Origin of the sequence: Streptomyces yangpuensis, assembly GCF_001005295.1 — a bacterium.
Lineage (GTDB): Bacteria > Actinomycetota > Actinomycetes > Streptomycetales > Streptomycetaceae > Streptomyces > Streptomyces yangpuensis.
Genome location: NZ_LBMK01000001.1, coordinates 234,396 through 248,161, shown reverse-complemented (window position 1 = coordinate 248,161; position 13,766 = coordinate 234,396). Strand labels below are relative to the sequence as shown.

9 protein-coding genes are annotated in these 13,766 nt (G+C 74.0%); 3 read left to right on the top strand and 6 right to left on the bottom strand.

Features of this window, described 5'->3' with window-relative positions:
- The first annotated feature begins 79 nt into the window (after positions 1 to 79).
- Positions 80 to 1,894: a glycoside hydrolase family 3 protein gene (locus AAT21_RS01115; RefSeq protein ID WP_046774837.1), complete on the top strand. Its 1,815-nt coding sequence runs from the start codon at positions 80 to 82 to the stop codon at positions 1,892 to 1,894.
- A gap of 75 nt (positions 1,895 to 1,969) precedes the next feature.
- Here AAT21_RS01115 and AAT21_RS01110 read toward each other — a convergent pair whose 3' ends face one another.
- Both AAT21_RS01110 and AAT21_RS39805 read right to left on the bottom strand, forming a co-directional pair.
- The gene (locus AAT21_RS01110) at positions 1,970 to 3,403 is read right to left on the bottom strand and encodes a S28 family serine protease (protein ID WP_046774836.1); all 1,434 of its coding nucleotides are present in this window, start codon (positions 3,401 to 3,403) and stop codon (positions 1,970 to 1,972) included.
- A gap of 84 nt (positions 3,404 to 3,487) precedes the next feature.
- Positions 3,488 to 3,742, bottom strand: a complete 255-nt coding sequence (locus AAT21_RS39805; protein WP_327152709.1) for a hypothetical protein — start codon at positions 3,740 to 3,742, stop codon at positions 3,488 to 3,490.
- A 407-nt stretch (positions 3,743 to 4,149) separates the two neighbouring features.
- Between AAT21_RS39805 and AAT21_RS01100 the strand changes: the two genes are divergently transcribed.
- Positions 4,150 to 4,704 carry an EF-hand domain-containing protein gene (locus AAT21_RS01100; RefSeq protein WP_046774835.1) on the top strand — a complete coding sequence of 185 codons (555 nt, stop codon included), beginning with the start codon at positions 4,150 to 4,152 and terminating at the stop codon, positions 4,702 to 4,704.
- Positions 4,705 to 4,738: 34 nt separating this feature from the next.
- Here AAT21_RS01100 and AAT21_RS01095 read toward each other — a convergent pair whose 3' ends face one another.
- The 3 genes from AAT21_RS01095 to speB all read right to left on the bottom strand — a co-directional run bounded on the left by AAT21_RS01095 (position 4,739) and on the right by speB (position 11,456).
- Positions 4,739 to 8,590 carry an ABC transporter ATP-binding protein gene (locus AAT21_RS01095; RefSeq protein WP_046774834.1) on the bottom strand — a complete coding sequence of 1,284 codons (3,852 nt, stop codon included), beginning with the start codon at positions 8,588 to 8,590 and terminating at the stop codon, positions 4,739 to 4,741.
- A gap of 199 nt (positions 8,591 to 8,789) precedes the next feature.
- Entirely contained in the window at positions 8,790 to 10,475 is a 1,686-nt protein-coding gene (locus AAT21_RS01090) for a thiamine pyrophosphate-binding protein (RefSeq protein ID WP_046774833.1), read from the bottom strand.
- Positions 10,476 to 10,493: 18 nt separating this feature from the next.
- Entirely contained in the window at positions 10,494 to 11,456 is a 963-nt protein-coding gene (speB, locus tag AAT21_RS01085; protein WP_030032703.1) for an agmatinase, read from the bottom strand.
- Between the two features lie 116 nt (positions 11,457 to 11,572).
- Between speB and AAT21_RS01080 the strand changes: the two genes are divergently transcribed.
- Complete coding sequence (locus tag AAT21_RS01080) at positions 11,573 to 12,985, top strand: PucR family transcriptional regulator (RefSeq protein WP_046774832.1); 1,413 nt, start codon at positions 11,573 to 11,575, stop codon at positions 12,983 to 12,985.
- Here AAT21_RS01080 and AAT21_RS01075 read toward each other — a convergent pair.
- The gene (locus tag AAT21_RS01075; protein WP_235438639.1) at positions 12,982 to 13,764 is read right to left on the bottom strand and encodes a M48 family metallopeptidase; all 783 of its coding nucleotides are present in this window, start codon (positions 13,762 to 13,764) and stop codon (positions 12,982 to 12,984) included. The genes AAT21_RS01080 and AAT21_RS01075 overlap by 4 nt on opposite strands.
- Positions 13,765 to 13,766 lie beyond the last annotated feature (2 nt).

The following is a 13,766-nucleotide window of genomic DNA, read 5'->3' as shown; positions in this document are numbered from 1 at the left end:
GAGCCCCGCACCACCCCCACCGAGCGACACGCAGCGACACGCCCGGCCCCGCCCGGACACCACCGGTAGGGTCCGGCGCGTGCCGAACCACGCCTCCCGCCGGAACCTGCTCGCCGCGGCCGTCGCGGTCGCCGCCACGGCCGCGGGTGCGGCCGCCACCGCCTCGGGCCCCGCACACACCACCGACGACGCCCTCAACCCGGACGGTCCCCCCGGCCGCCACCCCGACCGGGCCCGACTGCGCCGCGCCGTCGACCGCATGAGCCTCGCCGAGAAGGTCGGACAGCTCTTCGTCTCCCGGGCGTACGGGCATTCCGCGACCGACCCCGACCCGGCGGACGCCGAGCAGAACCACGCGGCGTTCGGCGTGCGCACCGCAGCCGAACTGGTCTCCCGCTACCACCTCGGCGGGATCGTGTACTTCGCCTGGGCCCACAACACCCGCACCCCGCAGCAGATCGCGGCGCTCTCGGCCGGCCTGCAGCAGACCGCCCTCACCACCGGCGCCCGGATCCCGCTGCTGCTCTCCACCGACCAGGAGCACGGCGCCGTCGCCAGGATCGGCAGGCCCGCGACCCTGTTCCCGGGGGCCATGGCCCTCGGCGCCTCCGGTTCCGCCACCGACGCCCGGCGCGCCGCCCGCATCGCGGGCACGGAACTCGCGGCCATGGGCATCCGCCAGGACTACGCACCGGTGGCCGACGTCAACGTCAACCCGGCCAACCCGGTCATCGGCGTCCGCTCCTTCGGCTCCGACCCGCGCGCCGCAGCGGAGCTGGTCGCCGCCCAGGTACGCGGCTACCAGGGCGCCGGGGTGGCCGCCACGGCCAAGCACTTCCCCGGCCACGGGGACACCGAGACCGACAGCCATGTGGGCCTGCCGGTCATGCGGCACACCCGCGCCGCCTGGGAGGAGCTCGACGAGCCGCCCTTCCGGGCCGCGGTGGAGGCCGGGGTGGACGCGATCATGACGGCGCACATCGTCTTCCCCGCACTCGACCCCTCGGGCGACCCGGCGACCCTCTCCCGGCCGATCGTCACCGGCATCCTGCGCGAACGCCTCGGCTTCCAGGGGGTGGTGGTCACCGACGCCCTGGACATGGCCGGGGTCCGCCAGAAGTACGGGGACGACCGCGTGCCCGTACTGGCCCTCCTGGCGGGCTGCGACCAGCTGCTGAACCCGCCGGACCTGCCCCTGGCCCACCGCAGCGTGCTGGCGGCCGTCGCGTCGGGCGAGCTGACCGAGGAGCGCGTCGGGGAGTCGGTGCTGCGGATCCTGGAACTGAAGTCCCGCCGGGGCCTGTTCGACGAGGCGTACCCCTCCGCCGCGACGGTGGGCGCGGTCGTCGGCGCACGCGACCACCTGGACGCCGCCGACCGGATCGCCGCCGCGACCACGACCCTGCTGGCCGATCCCGGCAAGCTGCTGCCGGTCGACGCCAAGGCCGCGCCCCGGCTGCTGGTCACCGGGACGGACCCGGTCTCCCCCAGCGGGACGACCGGCCCGCCCACCGTCGTACTGGCCCGGGAGCTGACCGCACTGGGCTGCCGGGCCACGGCGGTGCCGCCCTCGCGCGCGGTGGCCGCGGCGCCCGGGCACGCGGCGGTGCTGGTGTGCACGTACAACGTCCCGGAGGGGGACGGCCCCCAGCGCACCCTGGTGACGGAGCTGATCGCCACCGGTGTCCCGGTGGTCCTGGTGGCGCTCCGCAACCCCTACGACCCGGCCAGGCTGCCGGCCTGCGCGGCGGAGCTGGCGACGTACTCCTGGGGGGACGCGGAGATGCGGGCGGCGGCCCGCGTCCTGACGGGGGCGGCGCGGCCCTCGGGCCGGCTGCCCGTGCCGGTCCCGGGCCGCTACCCGCTGGGCCACGGGCTCTCGTACGGCTCCTGAGACCGGCCGCCGGTACGACCGAGGGCGTGCCCGCACCGAACGCGGACACGCCCTCACCCCGAGGGGGTTACGGCCTTACGGGCGCAGCTGCGGCTCACGCTCCAGGTCGCGCCGGTCGAGCTCGGCGTCCGGGGCCGCCAGCGGCGCCGCCCGGCCGGTGTCGGCGAGGGTGGCCGCCGGGGCAACGCCGGCCCACTGGAGGATCTTGGCGGTCGCGAGGGCCTTCTCGCCGTCGAGGAGCTTGGCGACGTTCGCCCCGTGGTTGGCGCCCGGCGCGGTCATCACGTAGCTGTCGCGCGCCGTGTACCCGATGCGGAACGGCTCGGCGCCCCACGGGTCGTTCTGGCCGTACACGAACAGCATCTGGTTCGCGTTGTCGCGCACCCACCGGTCGATGTCCGCCATGGCTCCGGGCTGGAAGGTCATGGGGATGTCGCGGGGCACGAAGTTGCGCGGCGGCTGGTAGCCGTAGCGGCTCAGGTTGCCCAGGTGCGGCTGCTTGATGTCCGGGGAGCCGAGCTGGGTGCCCGCCTGGTAGTAGTACGGCGTGTACGTCTGCAGGCCCTGGTCGGCGTAGGCGGAGAAGCCGGAGATCGCGTCGATCGAGTCCCAGATCTCCTGGTCGGTGGCGGTGGCGGCGGCCGGGATCGAGGCGCAGTCGGCCAGCAGGCTGTACTGCCAGAAGGCCCAGACGTAGTCGAGGACGACGGCCTCGTAGGCCTTGTCGAGGCTGCCGACGGTGGTGAAGGTCCAGCCGTTCTCGGCGGCGGCCGCCGCGTACTTGGCCTCCAGCGGCTCGCGGCGCACCAGCGCCTCGCGCTGCACGGCGTTCAGCCTGTCGCGGCACTCCTTGGTGCCGACCTTGGCGAAGAAGCGGTCGTAGGCCGAGTCCTCCTTGTCGGCGACGTCGTTGGGCGCGACGTACGCGACGACACCGTCCATGTCGCGCGGGTAGAAGCGCTCGTAGTACGTCGCCGTCATGCCGCCCTTGCTGCCGCCCGTGGCCAGCCAGTTCTTCTTGTAGATCTTCTTCAGGGCGGTGAAGATGCGGTGCTGGTCACTGGCCGCCTGCCAGATGTCCAGGTGGGCCCAGTTGGCCGGGTCGGGCCGGGAGGGCGTGAAGAATCGATACTCCATGGAGACCTGGTTGCCGTCGATGATGGTCGTCGGCTCACTGCGGCGCGGGTTGGTGTTGACGTTGTAGCCGGAGGTGAAGAACACCGACGGCCGCGAGACGTCCTTGTGCAACAAGGTCAGGCGCTGCTTGAAGGTGCCCTTCCACGGCTGCCGGTGGTCGACCGGCTGCTCGTAGTTCAGCACGAAGAATCGGTAGCCGGGGTACGGCTTCTCCTCGATCAGGCTCATCCCGGGAATGCCGAGGATCTGGTCCTTGATGTCCGCGGCCGCCGCCGGCTCCGCGGCGGTGGCCGCTTGTGCCGTGGAGCCGGCCGCACCCATGGTGCCGATGAGCACCACGAGCGACAGCAGCCATCGAAGCGTCTTGCGCATTCGCCCTCCCCTTGAGTTCACTTCGGTCGCCGTGAACCTAGCCGGGGCAACACGCCACTGAACAGACCCAGTTGGGACTGTCCCTCAGCAAAGGATCCAGCCGGAGTCGGCCGAACCGCCTCCCACGCTCCCCTTTACATACACACAGCGGCTGATCGCCCCGACGGTGACGGGCCCGGCATACCGGGTGAATCGCCCGGCATCGAGCACCGGAGCACCGCCGCGCGGCTGGATGCTCACCGCCATCCGCCGCCGCTCGCCCGCGGTCCGGGCCACAGCCATGGCACAGGCCCGGGTGCGGCTCTTGTAGACGCGCAGCTCACCCGCGTCGAACGCCACCGTCCGCGCCAGCCGGCCCGTGCAGCCCCCGCTCCCGCCCGCGGCCTGGACGGGCGGCCCGGCGAACAGGCCGCCGACACAGAGCCACAGGGCCGCTGTAAGCGCTCCCAGAGTTGCGGCCCGGCGGCCCGGCCCGCCCCGCCCTTTCACCATCCAGTCCCCCGATCGATCGTGCGCACGGACGATGTACGCACGCACGTACGACGCCCGGACGCCCTGAAAGGTTGCCGTCGCCAAGCACCCGGCCGCCCCCGCCGCGAACCCGCCTCCCTCGTACGGGTGCATCCACAACTCCCCGGCGGGAGTAAGGAAGTTCACGGCCGGCCGGAAGATTACGCTGGGTGACCCAAAGTCCGCACGACGTAGCCGCGGATGCAGCCGCAGACGCAGCCGTGAAAGGCACTCATATGACGAACGACCTGCTCGACCGCAAGCTGGAGCGCGCCTTCACGCACCTGGACGCCGACCGGAGCGGGGTGATCGACGCCGACGACATCATCGCGCTCGGCTCCCGGCTGCTGTCCGCCCTCGCGGAACCGGCCGACTCGCCCAAGGCCACTTCGGTGATGGGCGGGCTGGCCGACTTCTGGCAGGACCTCTTCACCGAGCTGGACCTGGACCGGGACGGCAAGGTCACCCCCGAGGAGTACAAGCAGGGCATGACCCGGCTGTACGCGCAGGGCGGGCCGGCCTACGACCGTTCGTTCCGCCCGATGATGCGGGCGATCCTCACGATCGTGGACACCGACGGCGACGGGCTCATCAGCCCGGAGGAGTTCCACCGGGCGCAGGAGGCCTTCGACACGAACCTGAGCCCCGCCCACACCGAGGCGCTGTTCCGGCGGATCGACGCGGACGGGGACGGCTCACTGACGGTGGACGAACTCCTCGGCGCGGTACGCGAGTACTACACCGGTACCGACGAGGACGCCCCGGGGAACCTGCTGTTCGGCGAGTTCTGACCCCCGGGGCCCGGGTGGCGGCGGCTCCTCCCGCTCAGGCCGCAGCGCGCTCGTCCTCCCCGACGAAGGTGCGCCACAGCTCGGCGTACCGGCCGCCGCGCGCCAGGAGTTCGGCGTGGGAGCCGTCCTCGACGACGCGGCCCCGGTCCATGACCACGACCCGGTCGGCGCGCGCGGCGGTGGTCAGCCGGTGCGCCACCACCAGCGTGGTGCGCTTGCCCGAGAGCCGGTCCGTCGCCTGGTTGACCTGGGCCTCGGTGGCCAGGTCCAGGGCGGCGGTGGCCTCGTCGAGGAGCAGCACGTCCGGGTCGACGAGCTCGGCGCGGGCCAGCGCGATCAGCTGGCGCTGGCCCGCGGAGAGGTTGCGGCCGCGCTCGGCGACGGTGTGCAGGTAGCCGCCGTCCAGGGTGGCGATCATGGCGTGGGCGCCAACCGCGCGGGCGGCGGCCTCCACCTCGGCGTCGCTCGCCTCCGGCCGCCCGTAGGCGATGGCGTCCCGGACGGTCCCCGGGAAGAGGTACGACTCCTGGGGGACCACGCCCAGCCGGTGGCGGTACGCCGTCAGGTCGAGCTCCCGCAGGTCGGTGCCGTCGGCGGTGATCCGGCCGGAGGTCGGGTCGTAGAACCGCGCCACCATCTTGACCAGGGTGGACTTCCCGGCTCCGGTCTCGCCGACGAAGGCGACGGTCTGACCGGCGGGTATGCGCAGGCTGATGCCCGCCAGGGCCTCGCCCTTCTCACCGCGTTCGGCGGCCGTCCCGTACTGGAAGCGGACGTCCTCGAAGGCGATCTCGCCGCGCAGCTCCGGCAGCTCGCGCGGGGTCTCGGGCCGCGGGGTGGTGGTGGGCTCGCGCAGCAGGTCCTGGATGCGGCCGAGGGAGACGGTGGCCTGCTGGTAGCCGTCGAAGACCTGGGAGAGCTGCTGGACCGGGGCGAAGAACAGGTCGATGTACAGCAGGTACGCGACCAGCGCGCCGGTGGTGAGCGTCCCGGCCTCCACCCGGCCCGCGCCGACGATCAGCACGGCGGCCGCGGCCGCCGAGGACAGCAGCTGGACGAACGGGAAGTAGACCGATATCAGCCACTGGCCGCGGACCCGGGCCTCGCGGTAGGAGTCGCTGCGTTCGGCGAAGCGGGTGGCGCCGGAGCCCTCGCGTCGGAAGGCCTGGACGATGCGCAGACCGGAGACGGACTCCTGGAGGTCGGCGTTGACCAGGCTGACCCGGTCGCGGGCGAGCTCGTAGGCGGCGACGGACCTGCGGCGGAACACGATCGTCCCGATGACCAGGACGGGGAGGGTCGCGAAGACGATCAGCGCGAGCTCGACGTCGAGGACGAGCAGGGCGACGAGGATCCCGAAGAAGGTGAAGACGGAGACGACGGCCGTGACCAGCCCGGTCTGCAGGAACGTGGACAGCGAGTCCACGTCCGTGGTCATCCGGGTCATGATCTTGCCGGTGAGTTCGCGCTCGTAGTAGTCGAGGCCGAGCCGCTGGAGCTGGGCGAAGATCTTGACGCGGAGGGAGTACAGGACGCGCTCGCCGGTGCGGCCCGTCATCCGGGTCTCGGCGAACTGCGCGGCCCACTGGGCGACGACCACGGCGAGGGCGAGCCCGGCAGCCGCCCAGACGGCGCCGAGCACGGCCTGCTCCACACCCTGGTCGATGCCGTGGCGGATCAGGACCGGCAGCAGCAGTCCGGCGCCCGCGTCCACGGCGACGAGGGCGAGGCTGATGGCGAGCGGCGCCCAGAACCCCTTGAGGAGGCGGCGCAGCCCGTAGCTGTCCTCGGCGGCCGCGGCGCGCGCCTCGTCCACGTCGGGCCGGTCGTCGGCGGGCGGCAGCGCGGCCACCTGCGCGAGGAGTTCGGGGGTGGCGGGCGTCCCGGCCACCGCGCCGGCCATGGAGTGGCCGGCGCCGGGGGCCCCCGCGCCGGCGGCGGGAGCCGTCGCGGGGGCCCCGTCGGGCTCCTCGCGGCGGCGCCACAGCTCGGGGGTGATCCCGGCGGGGACCCTGCGCTTGGCGTTGACGGGCTCGGAGTCGATCTCGGCTTCCAGCTCGATGTCGCGTTCGAGGTCTCGGTCGAGCTCGCTCTCGAACTCGGCCATCGCGAGGGCGTCCGGGGTCCGCGGCGAGCCGGCGCCGAGCGCGTCGGGGTCGGTCAGCAGCCTGCGGTAGAGCGGCGAGCGCTGCTCCAGCTCCTCGTGCGTCCCGATCTCGGCGAGCCGCCCGCGGTCGAGTACGGCGATCCGGTCGGCCAGCGCGAGCGTGGAGCGGCGGTGGGCGATCAGCACGGTGGTCCGGCCGGCCATGACGGCGCGCAGGGCCTCGTGGATCTCGTGCTCGACGCGGGCGTCGACGGCGGAGGTGGCGTCGTCGAGGAGCAGCAGCCGGGGGTCGGTCAGGATCGCGCGGGCCAGGGCGATGCGCTGGCGCTGGCCGCCGGAGAGGGTCAGGCCCTGCTCTCCCACCTTGGTGTCGTACCCGGCGGGCAGGGCCCGGACGAACCCGTCGGCCTGGGCGGCGCGGGCGGCGGCCTCGATCTGCTCGTCGGTGGCGCCGGGGTGGCCGTAGGCGATGTTGGCGCGGATGGTGTCGGAGAAGAGGAAGGAGTCCTCGGGGACGAGTCCGATCGCACCACGCAGGGACGAGTAGGTCAGCTCGCGGACGTCGTGGCCGCCGATGCGGACGGTGCCGCCGTCGGCGTCGTAGAAGCGCGGCATGAGGAGCGAGACGGTGGACTTCCCGCTGCCGGAGGCGCCGACGACGGCGACGGTCTCGCCCTCCGCCACGGACAGCGAGAACCCGTCGAGGACGGGCCGCTCGGGGTCGTAGCCGAAGCGGACGTCCTCGAACTCGACCGTGGCGGGTGCGTCGGCGGGCAGTTCGTGCGCGCCCTCGCGGATCGCGGGCTCGGTGTCGATGAGCTCGAAGACCCGCTCCCCGCCGGCGCGGGCCTGCTGGGCGACCGTGAGGACCATGGCGAGCATGCGGACGGGCCCGACGAGCTGGGCGAGGTAGGTGGAGAAGGCGACGAAGGTGCCGAGCGTGACCCGCCCCTCGGTGGCCAGCCAGCCGCCGAGCGCCAGCATGGCGACCTGGGCGAGCGCGGGCACGGCCTGCAGGGCGGGGGTGTAGCGGGAGTTGAGCCGGATGGCCCGCATCCGTCCGGCGAACAGCCCGCGTCCGGCGTCGCGGAGCTTGGCGGTCTCCTGCTCCTCCTGGCCGAAGCCCTTGACGACGCGTACGCCGGTCACGGCCCCGTCGACGACGCCCGCGACGGCGGCGGCCCGGCTCTGCGCGTACCAGGTGGCGGGGAAGAGCTTCTTGCGGCTGCGCTTGGCGATGAACCAGAGCGCGGGGGCCATCAGCAGGGCGACGACGGTCAGCAGCGGCGAGAGCCACAGCATGATCCCCAGGGATATCCCGAAGAGCAGGAAGTTCCCGATCGTCATCGGGAGCATGAAGAGCAGGCCCTGGATGAGCTGGAGGTCGGTGGTGGCGCGTCCGACGACCTGGCCGGTGGACAGCTCGTCCTGGCGGCGCCCGTCGAGGCGGGAGATGGTGTCGTACATGTCGGTGCGCAGGTCGTGCTGCACGTCGAGGGCGAGGCGTCCGCCGTAGTAGCGGCGTATGTAGGTGAGGACGTACACGAGCAGGGCGGCGGCTATGAGCAGCCCGGCCCAGGGGCCCATGGGCCTGCTGTGGTCCCCGATGACGTCGTCGATGATCACCTTGGTGACCAGGGGTACGAGTGCCATGACGGCCATGCCCGCCAGCGAGGAGCCGAGCGCGAGCAGCACGTTGGCCTTGTACCGCCAGGTGTAGGCGGCGAGCCTCCTGGCCCAGCCCTGTTTCTCCCCCGCCGCTGTCTGTGCCGCCGCCACGTAGGCCTCCCCGTTCGGTCCTGTCCTGCCGGAAGCGGGAACGCCCCGACCGGCGGATTTCATCCCGCCGCAACCATTCGAACGTGTACGCCGGTGGCCTCCGGCGCACGCGGGGAGCCCCGCACTGTGCGCCGTCCGGGTCGTCCGCGCCCCGCCCGCGACTCCGGCGGGGGCGCGGGCCGGCGGCGCGCGGCGGGGCTCAGAGGTGGGTCGGGGCGAACATCCTGAGGGTGGCCGGGAGGACGAGGACCGAGGGGCCCGGGGTGGCGAGGGCCTTCTTGAGGTCGGCCGTCAGGGAGTCCGGGGTGGTCGTGGCGGCCGGGACGCCGAAGGATTCCGCGAGGGCGACGAAGTCGGGGCGGGTGAGCTCGGTGCCCGTGGTGCGGCCCTCGAAGGCGTCGGTCATGTACTCCCGCAGGATGCCGTAGCCGCCGTCGTCCACGATCAGCCAGGTGACGTCGAGGTCGTGCTGCCGGGCGGTGGCCAGCTCCGCGAGCGAGTACATCGCGCCGCCGTCCCCGGAGACGGCGAGGACGGGGGTGCCCGGCTCCGCGACGCAGGCGCCGAGGGCCGCCGGGAAGGCGTAGCCGAGGCCGCCGGCGCCCTGGGCCGAGTGCATGGTGTTGGGGTGCTTGGCGTCGAAGGCCGACCACGCCCAGTAGGACAGGATCGTCATGTCCCAGAAGGACGGGGAGCGGGCCGGCAGCGCGGACCGGATCGAGGCCAGGAGGGACTGCTCCAGGGCCAGGTCCTGGTCGGCGAGGCGGGCTGCGATGTCCTCCAGGACCATGCGGACGCGCTCGGGGGCATGGTCGTCCTGCCGCTCGGTCACCGTCTCCAGCAGGGCCTGGAGGGCGAGGCGGGCGTCCGCGTGGATGCCCAGGGCGGGGTGGTTGGACTCCAGCTTGCCGAGGTCGGCGTCGATCTGGACGACCCGGCCCGTGGGGAAGAACGTGTGGTAGTTCGAGGAGAGTTCCCCGAGGCCCGAGCCGACCACGAGGAGCACGTCGGCGTCCTCCAGGAAGTCCGTCATGTGACGGTCCTCCAGCCAGGACTGCAGGGACAGCGGGTGCGTCCAGGGGAAGGCGCCCTTGCCGCCGAAGGTGGTGACCACGGGGGCGTTCAGGCGCTCCGCCAGCTGCCTGAGCTTGCCGGACGCGTCCGCGCGGACGACCCCGCCGCCGGCGATGATCACCGGCCGGGAGGCCCGTGACAGCCAGTGGGCCGCCACCGCCGTCAGCTCGGGTCGGGGGGCGAGCTCGTGCGGGGTCGCGTCCATGCCGGTGACCTGCGGGACGATCGTCTCCGACCGCAGGACGTCCTCCGGGATCTCCACCCAGACCGGGCCGTGCGGGGCCGTGAGCGCCGATTCCCAGGCCTCGGCGATCACCGAGGGGATCTGGGAGGGGGTGCGGGCCTCGTGGACCGACTTGACCACGTCCCGGAAGGACGCGGCCTGGTCGCGCAGCTCGTGCAGGTGGCCGCGCCGCCCGCCGCCGAGGCCCGCGACGGGGACCTGGGAGGAGATGGCGAGGACGGGGGCCGAGGCCGCCGCCGCCTCGGCCAGGGCCGGCAGGGCGGTGAGTGCGCCGGGGCCGGTGGACAGCAGCAGGGGCGCGGCCTCACCGGTGACGCGGCCGTACGCGTCCGCCGCGAAGCCCGCGTTGTTCTCCACCCGGAGGGTGACCAGCCGCAGGTCGGAGCGCCCCACCGCGTCGAAGAGGCCGAGGGCGTGCTGCCCCGGCAGGCCGAACACGGTGGTGGCGCCCAGCGAACGCAGCGTCTCCACGACCAGGTCCCCGCCCGTCCGCCCCGGCGGCGCGGCCAGGGCGGCGGCCGTCTGGGCCTCGGTGGGACGGAGTACCAGGTCGTGGTCGTGCGTCACGGGGGTACGGTGCCCTTCCTACTTCGCCTTCGCCGCCGCGATCTGGCGGCTCATGATCGTGGTGAGCTCGTACGCGGTGTGCGAGGCCGCGACCGAGGTGATCTCCGCGTGATCGTACGCCGGGGCCACCTCGACCACGTCGGCGGAAACGAGGTTGCAGGAGGACAGACCGCGGATGATCTCCAGGAGCTCGCGGGAGGTCATGCCGCCCGCCTCGGGGGTGCCGGTGCCGGGCGCGTGCGCCGGGTCCAGGACGTCGATGTCGATGGAGATGTAGAGCGGGCGGTCGCCGATGCGCTGGCGCAGCTGGTCGGCGACCTCGTCGGCGCCGCGGCGGTAGACGTCCGCCGAGGTGACGATGCCGAAGCCCATCTTGGCGTCGTCGTCGAGGTCCTGCTTGCCGTACAGCGGGCCGCGGGTGCCGACGTGGGAGAGGGCCTCGGTGTCGAGGATGCCCTCCTCCACGGCACGGCGGAACGGGGTGCCGTGGGTGTACTCGGCACCGAAGTAGGTGTCCCAGGTGTCCAGGTGCGCGTCGAAGTGCAGCAGCGCGACCGGGCCGTGCTTCTTGGCGACGGAGCGCAGCAGCGGCAGGGCGATGGTGTGGTCGCCGCCGAGGGTCATCAGGCGGGAGCCGCCCGCGAGGAGCTCGTCCGCGGCGGCCTCGACCGTCTCGACGGCCTCGTTGATGTTGAAGGGGTTCACCGCGATGTCACCGGCGTCCGCGACCTGCGCGAGGGCGAAGGGGGAGGCGTCCTGCGCCGGGTTGTACGGGCGCAGCAGGCGGGAGGCCTCGCGGATGGCGTTGCCGCCGAAGCGGGCGCCGGGGCGGTAGGAGACGCCGGAGTCGAAGGGCACGCCGACGACGGCGACGTCGGCGGAGCCGACCTCGTCGAGGCGGGGCAGCCGGGCGAAGGTCGCCGGGCCCGCGTAGCGCGGGATGCGGGAGGAGTCGACGGGTCCGCGCGGCTGCGTGCTCATGGCTGTGCCTCTTTCTCTGGCCTGACGTGTGCGGTACTTCGAGCGTAAGCGGGCCGCACGGGGGTGGGGAGTGTACGTTTCATCCATCTGGTCCCACTGATGTGTATGGAGTATCCATGTCCGCCGCTCCCCGTGATCCGGAGTACGGCAACGGCCCGGCCGGGGAGCCGCTGACCCCGCCGGTGCTCCTCGCCTCGCTGCTCGCCGACCGGGAGCTCGGCCTGCGCCACCTCGCCGGGCCGGCCGCCGCCGGGGTGCACGGCGTGCACGCCTCCGAGATGCCGGACCCCTCCCCCTACCTGCTCGGCGGCGAGCTGCTGCTGACCGCCGGGGCGGGCCCGGCAGAGGACCCCGACGGGTACGTGGCCCGGCTGGCCGGGGCGGGGGCGGCCGCCCTCGGCTTCGGCGTGGCCCCGGTGCACGAGGAGGTCCCGGCAGCGCTGGCGCAGGCCTGCGCCCGGCACGGGCTGCCGCTGCTGGAGGTTCCGCCGCGGACCCCGTTCTCGGCGGTCGCCCGCGCGGTGGGGCGGCTGACGGCGGAGGCCCGGACCCGGGAGCTGCGCCGGACCACGGAGGCCCAGCAGGCCCTGGCCTCGGCCGCGGCCCGGCCCGATCCGGTCCCGGCGGTGCTGGCCCGGCTCGCCGCGAGCCTGGGCGGGTCGGCCGCCCTGTGGCCGGGCGGCCGGACGGCGGGCCCGGAACTGCCCGCCCCGGCCCGGGAGGCGCTGGCCGCGCTGCTGGCCCGGGTCGGCCGCGAGGGCGGGCCCGCCACGGCCACGGACCGGGCGGGCGGACACCACCTGGCCGCCTACGCCCTGGCCGGGCGGGCCGCGCTGGGCACCGCGACCCCGGCCCGCGCGCCCGGCGACCACACCGTGGCCTCGGTGGCCGCGGTACTGCTGACCCTGCTCACCGCCGAGCGGCCCGCCGGGACCGAGGCCGCGGCCCTGACCCGGCTGCTGCTCGACGGGGATCCCGCCGCGGCCCTGACGGCCGGGCCCTGGTACGCCGTCCACGCCCGCGGCGGCGGCGACCCGCGGGCCCTCGCCGACGCGCTGGGCACCGTACTGCTGGACCCGGGCGGGCCGGTCGTACGGCTGCTGACCGACCGGGAGCCCGGCGCGCAGCCCGGCTGGCGGCTGGGGGTGAGCGCCCCCGCGGAGCCGGGCGCGGAGCCGGACGCCCTGGCCGCGGCCGACGCCCAGGCCGGACGGGCGCTCCAGCGCGCGGAGGCGGCCCGTACCCCGCTGGCCCGGCACGCCGACGCCGGCTTCGCGGGCCTGGTCGGGGAGGCCGAGGCCCGCGCCCACTCCGAGGCCCTGCTCGGGCCGCTCTCCCCCGCGCTGCGCGAGACCCTGCGGGCCTGGCTGGCGCACCACGGCGGCTGGGACCGCACGGCGGCCGCCCTGGACGTGCACCGCAACACCGTGCGCCAGCGGGTGGCGCGCTGCGCGGCCCTGCTGGACCGGGACCTGGACGACCCGGACGTCCGGATGGAGCTGTGGTTCGCGCTGCGCACGGTGGACTAGGCGATCTCGCCCATCCACATGCGGCGGCCCAGTTCGTCGAGCTCGTTCTTGCGCTCCTGGTACTCGGGCAGCGCCTGCCCCAGCAGCCGCCAGAAGTCGGCCCGGTGTCCGGACACGCGCACGTGGGCCAGTTCGTGGGCGACGACGTAGTCCACGAGGTGCATCGGAAGCTGGAAGAGCGGCCAGCCGAGGCTCATCCGTCCGCATCCGGCTCGCTCACCGTCGTGACGAAAGCTTCCCCACCTGCTTCCGAGGTCGCGCACGTCGAGTTCCGGCTCGGCGACGGCCATGCGTGCCGCCCATGGCTGCAGCCGCCCGGACGCCCACTTCTGCCCCGCCCGGCAGTACCAGTCGACGAGAGCCGCTCTCCCCCGGTCCGGATCGGCTGCCGTCCCCTCGCCCATGACGAGACGGCCGGCGATCAGCCGGACCCTTCTCCCGGTGGGCTGGTCCCCGGCCAGGGTGAGCCGGTAGGTCCGGCCCAGATAGCGGAAGACCTCCCCCTCTGCGAGTCGTTTCGTCGGGTTCAGCGGGCGGGTCGCCTCGCGTAGCCCGATCTTGCCCACCAGCCAGGAGCGGTGGGCACGGACGAAGTCCTCCGCGTCGGCGACCGGCCGGCCCTCGGGTGCGTGGAGGGTCAGACCGGCGTCCGGCTCCACCGTGAGCGCGAAGCGCCTACGGCGCGCGCTGACCCGCACCCGCAGCTCCAGGCCGTCGACGGCCAGAAGGCTCCCCTCGGCCATGGAGGGGGACCGGCTGTCTTCGGCAAGGGCGCTCACGC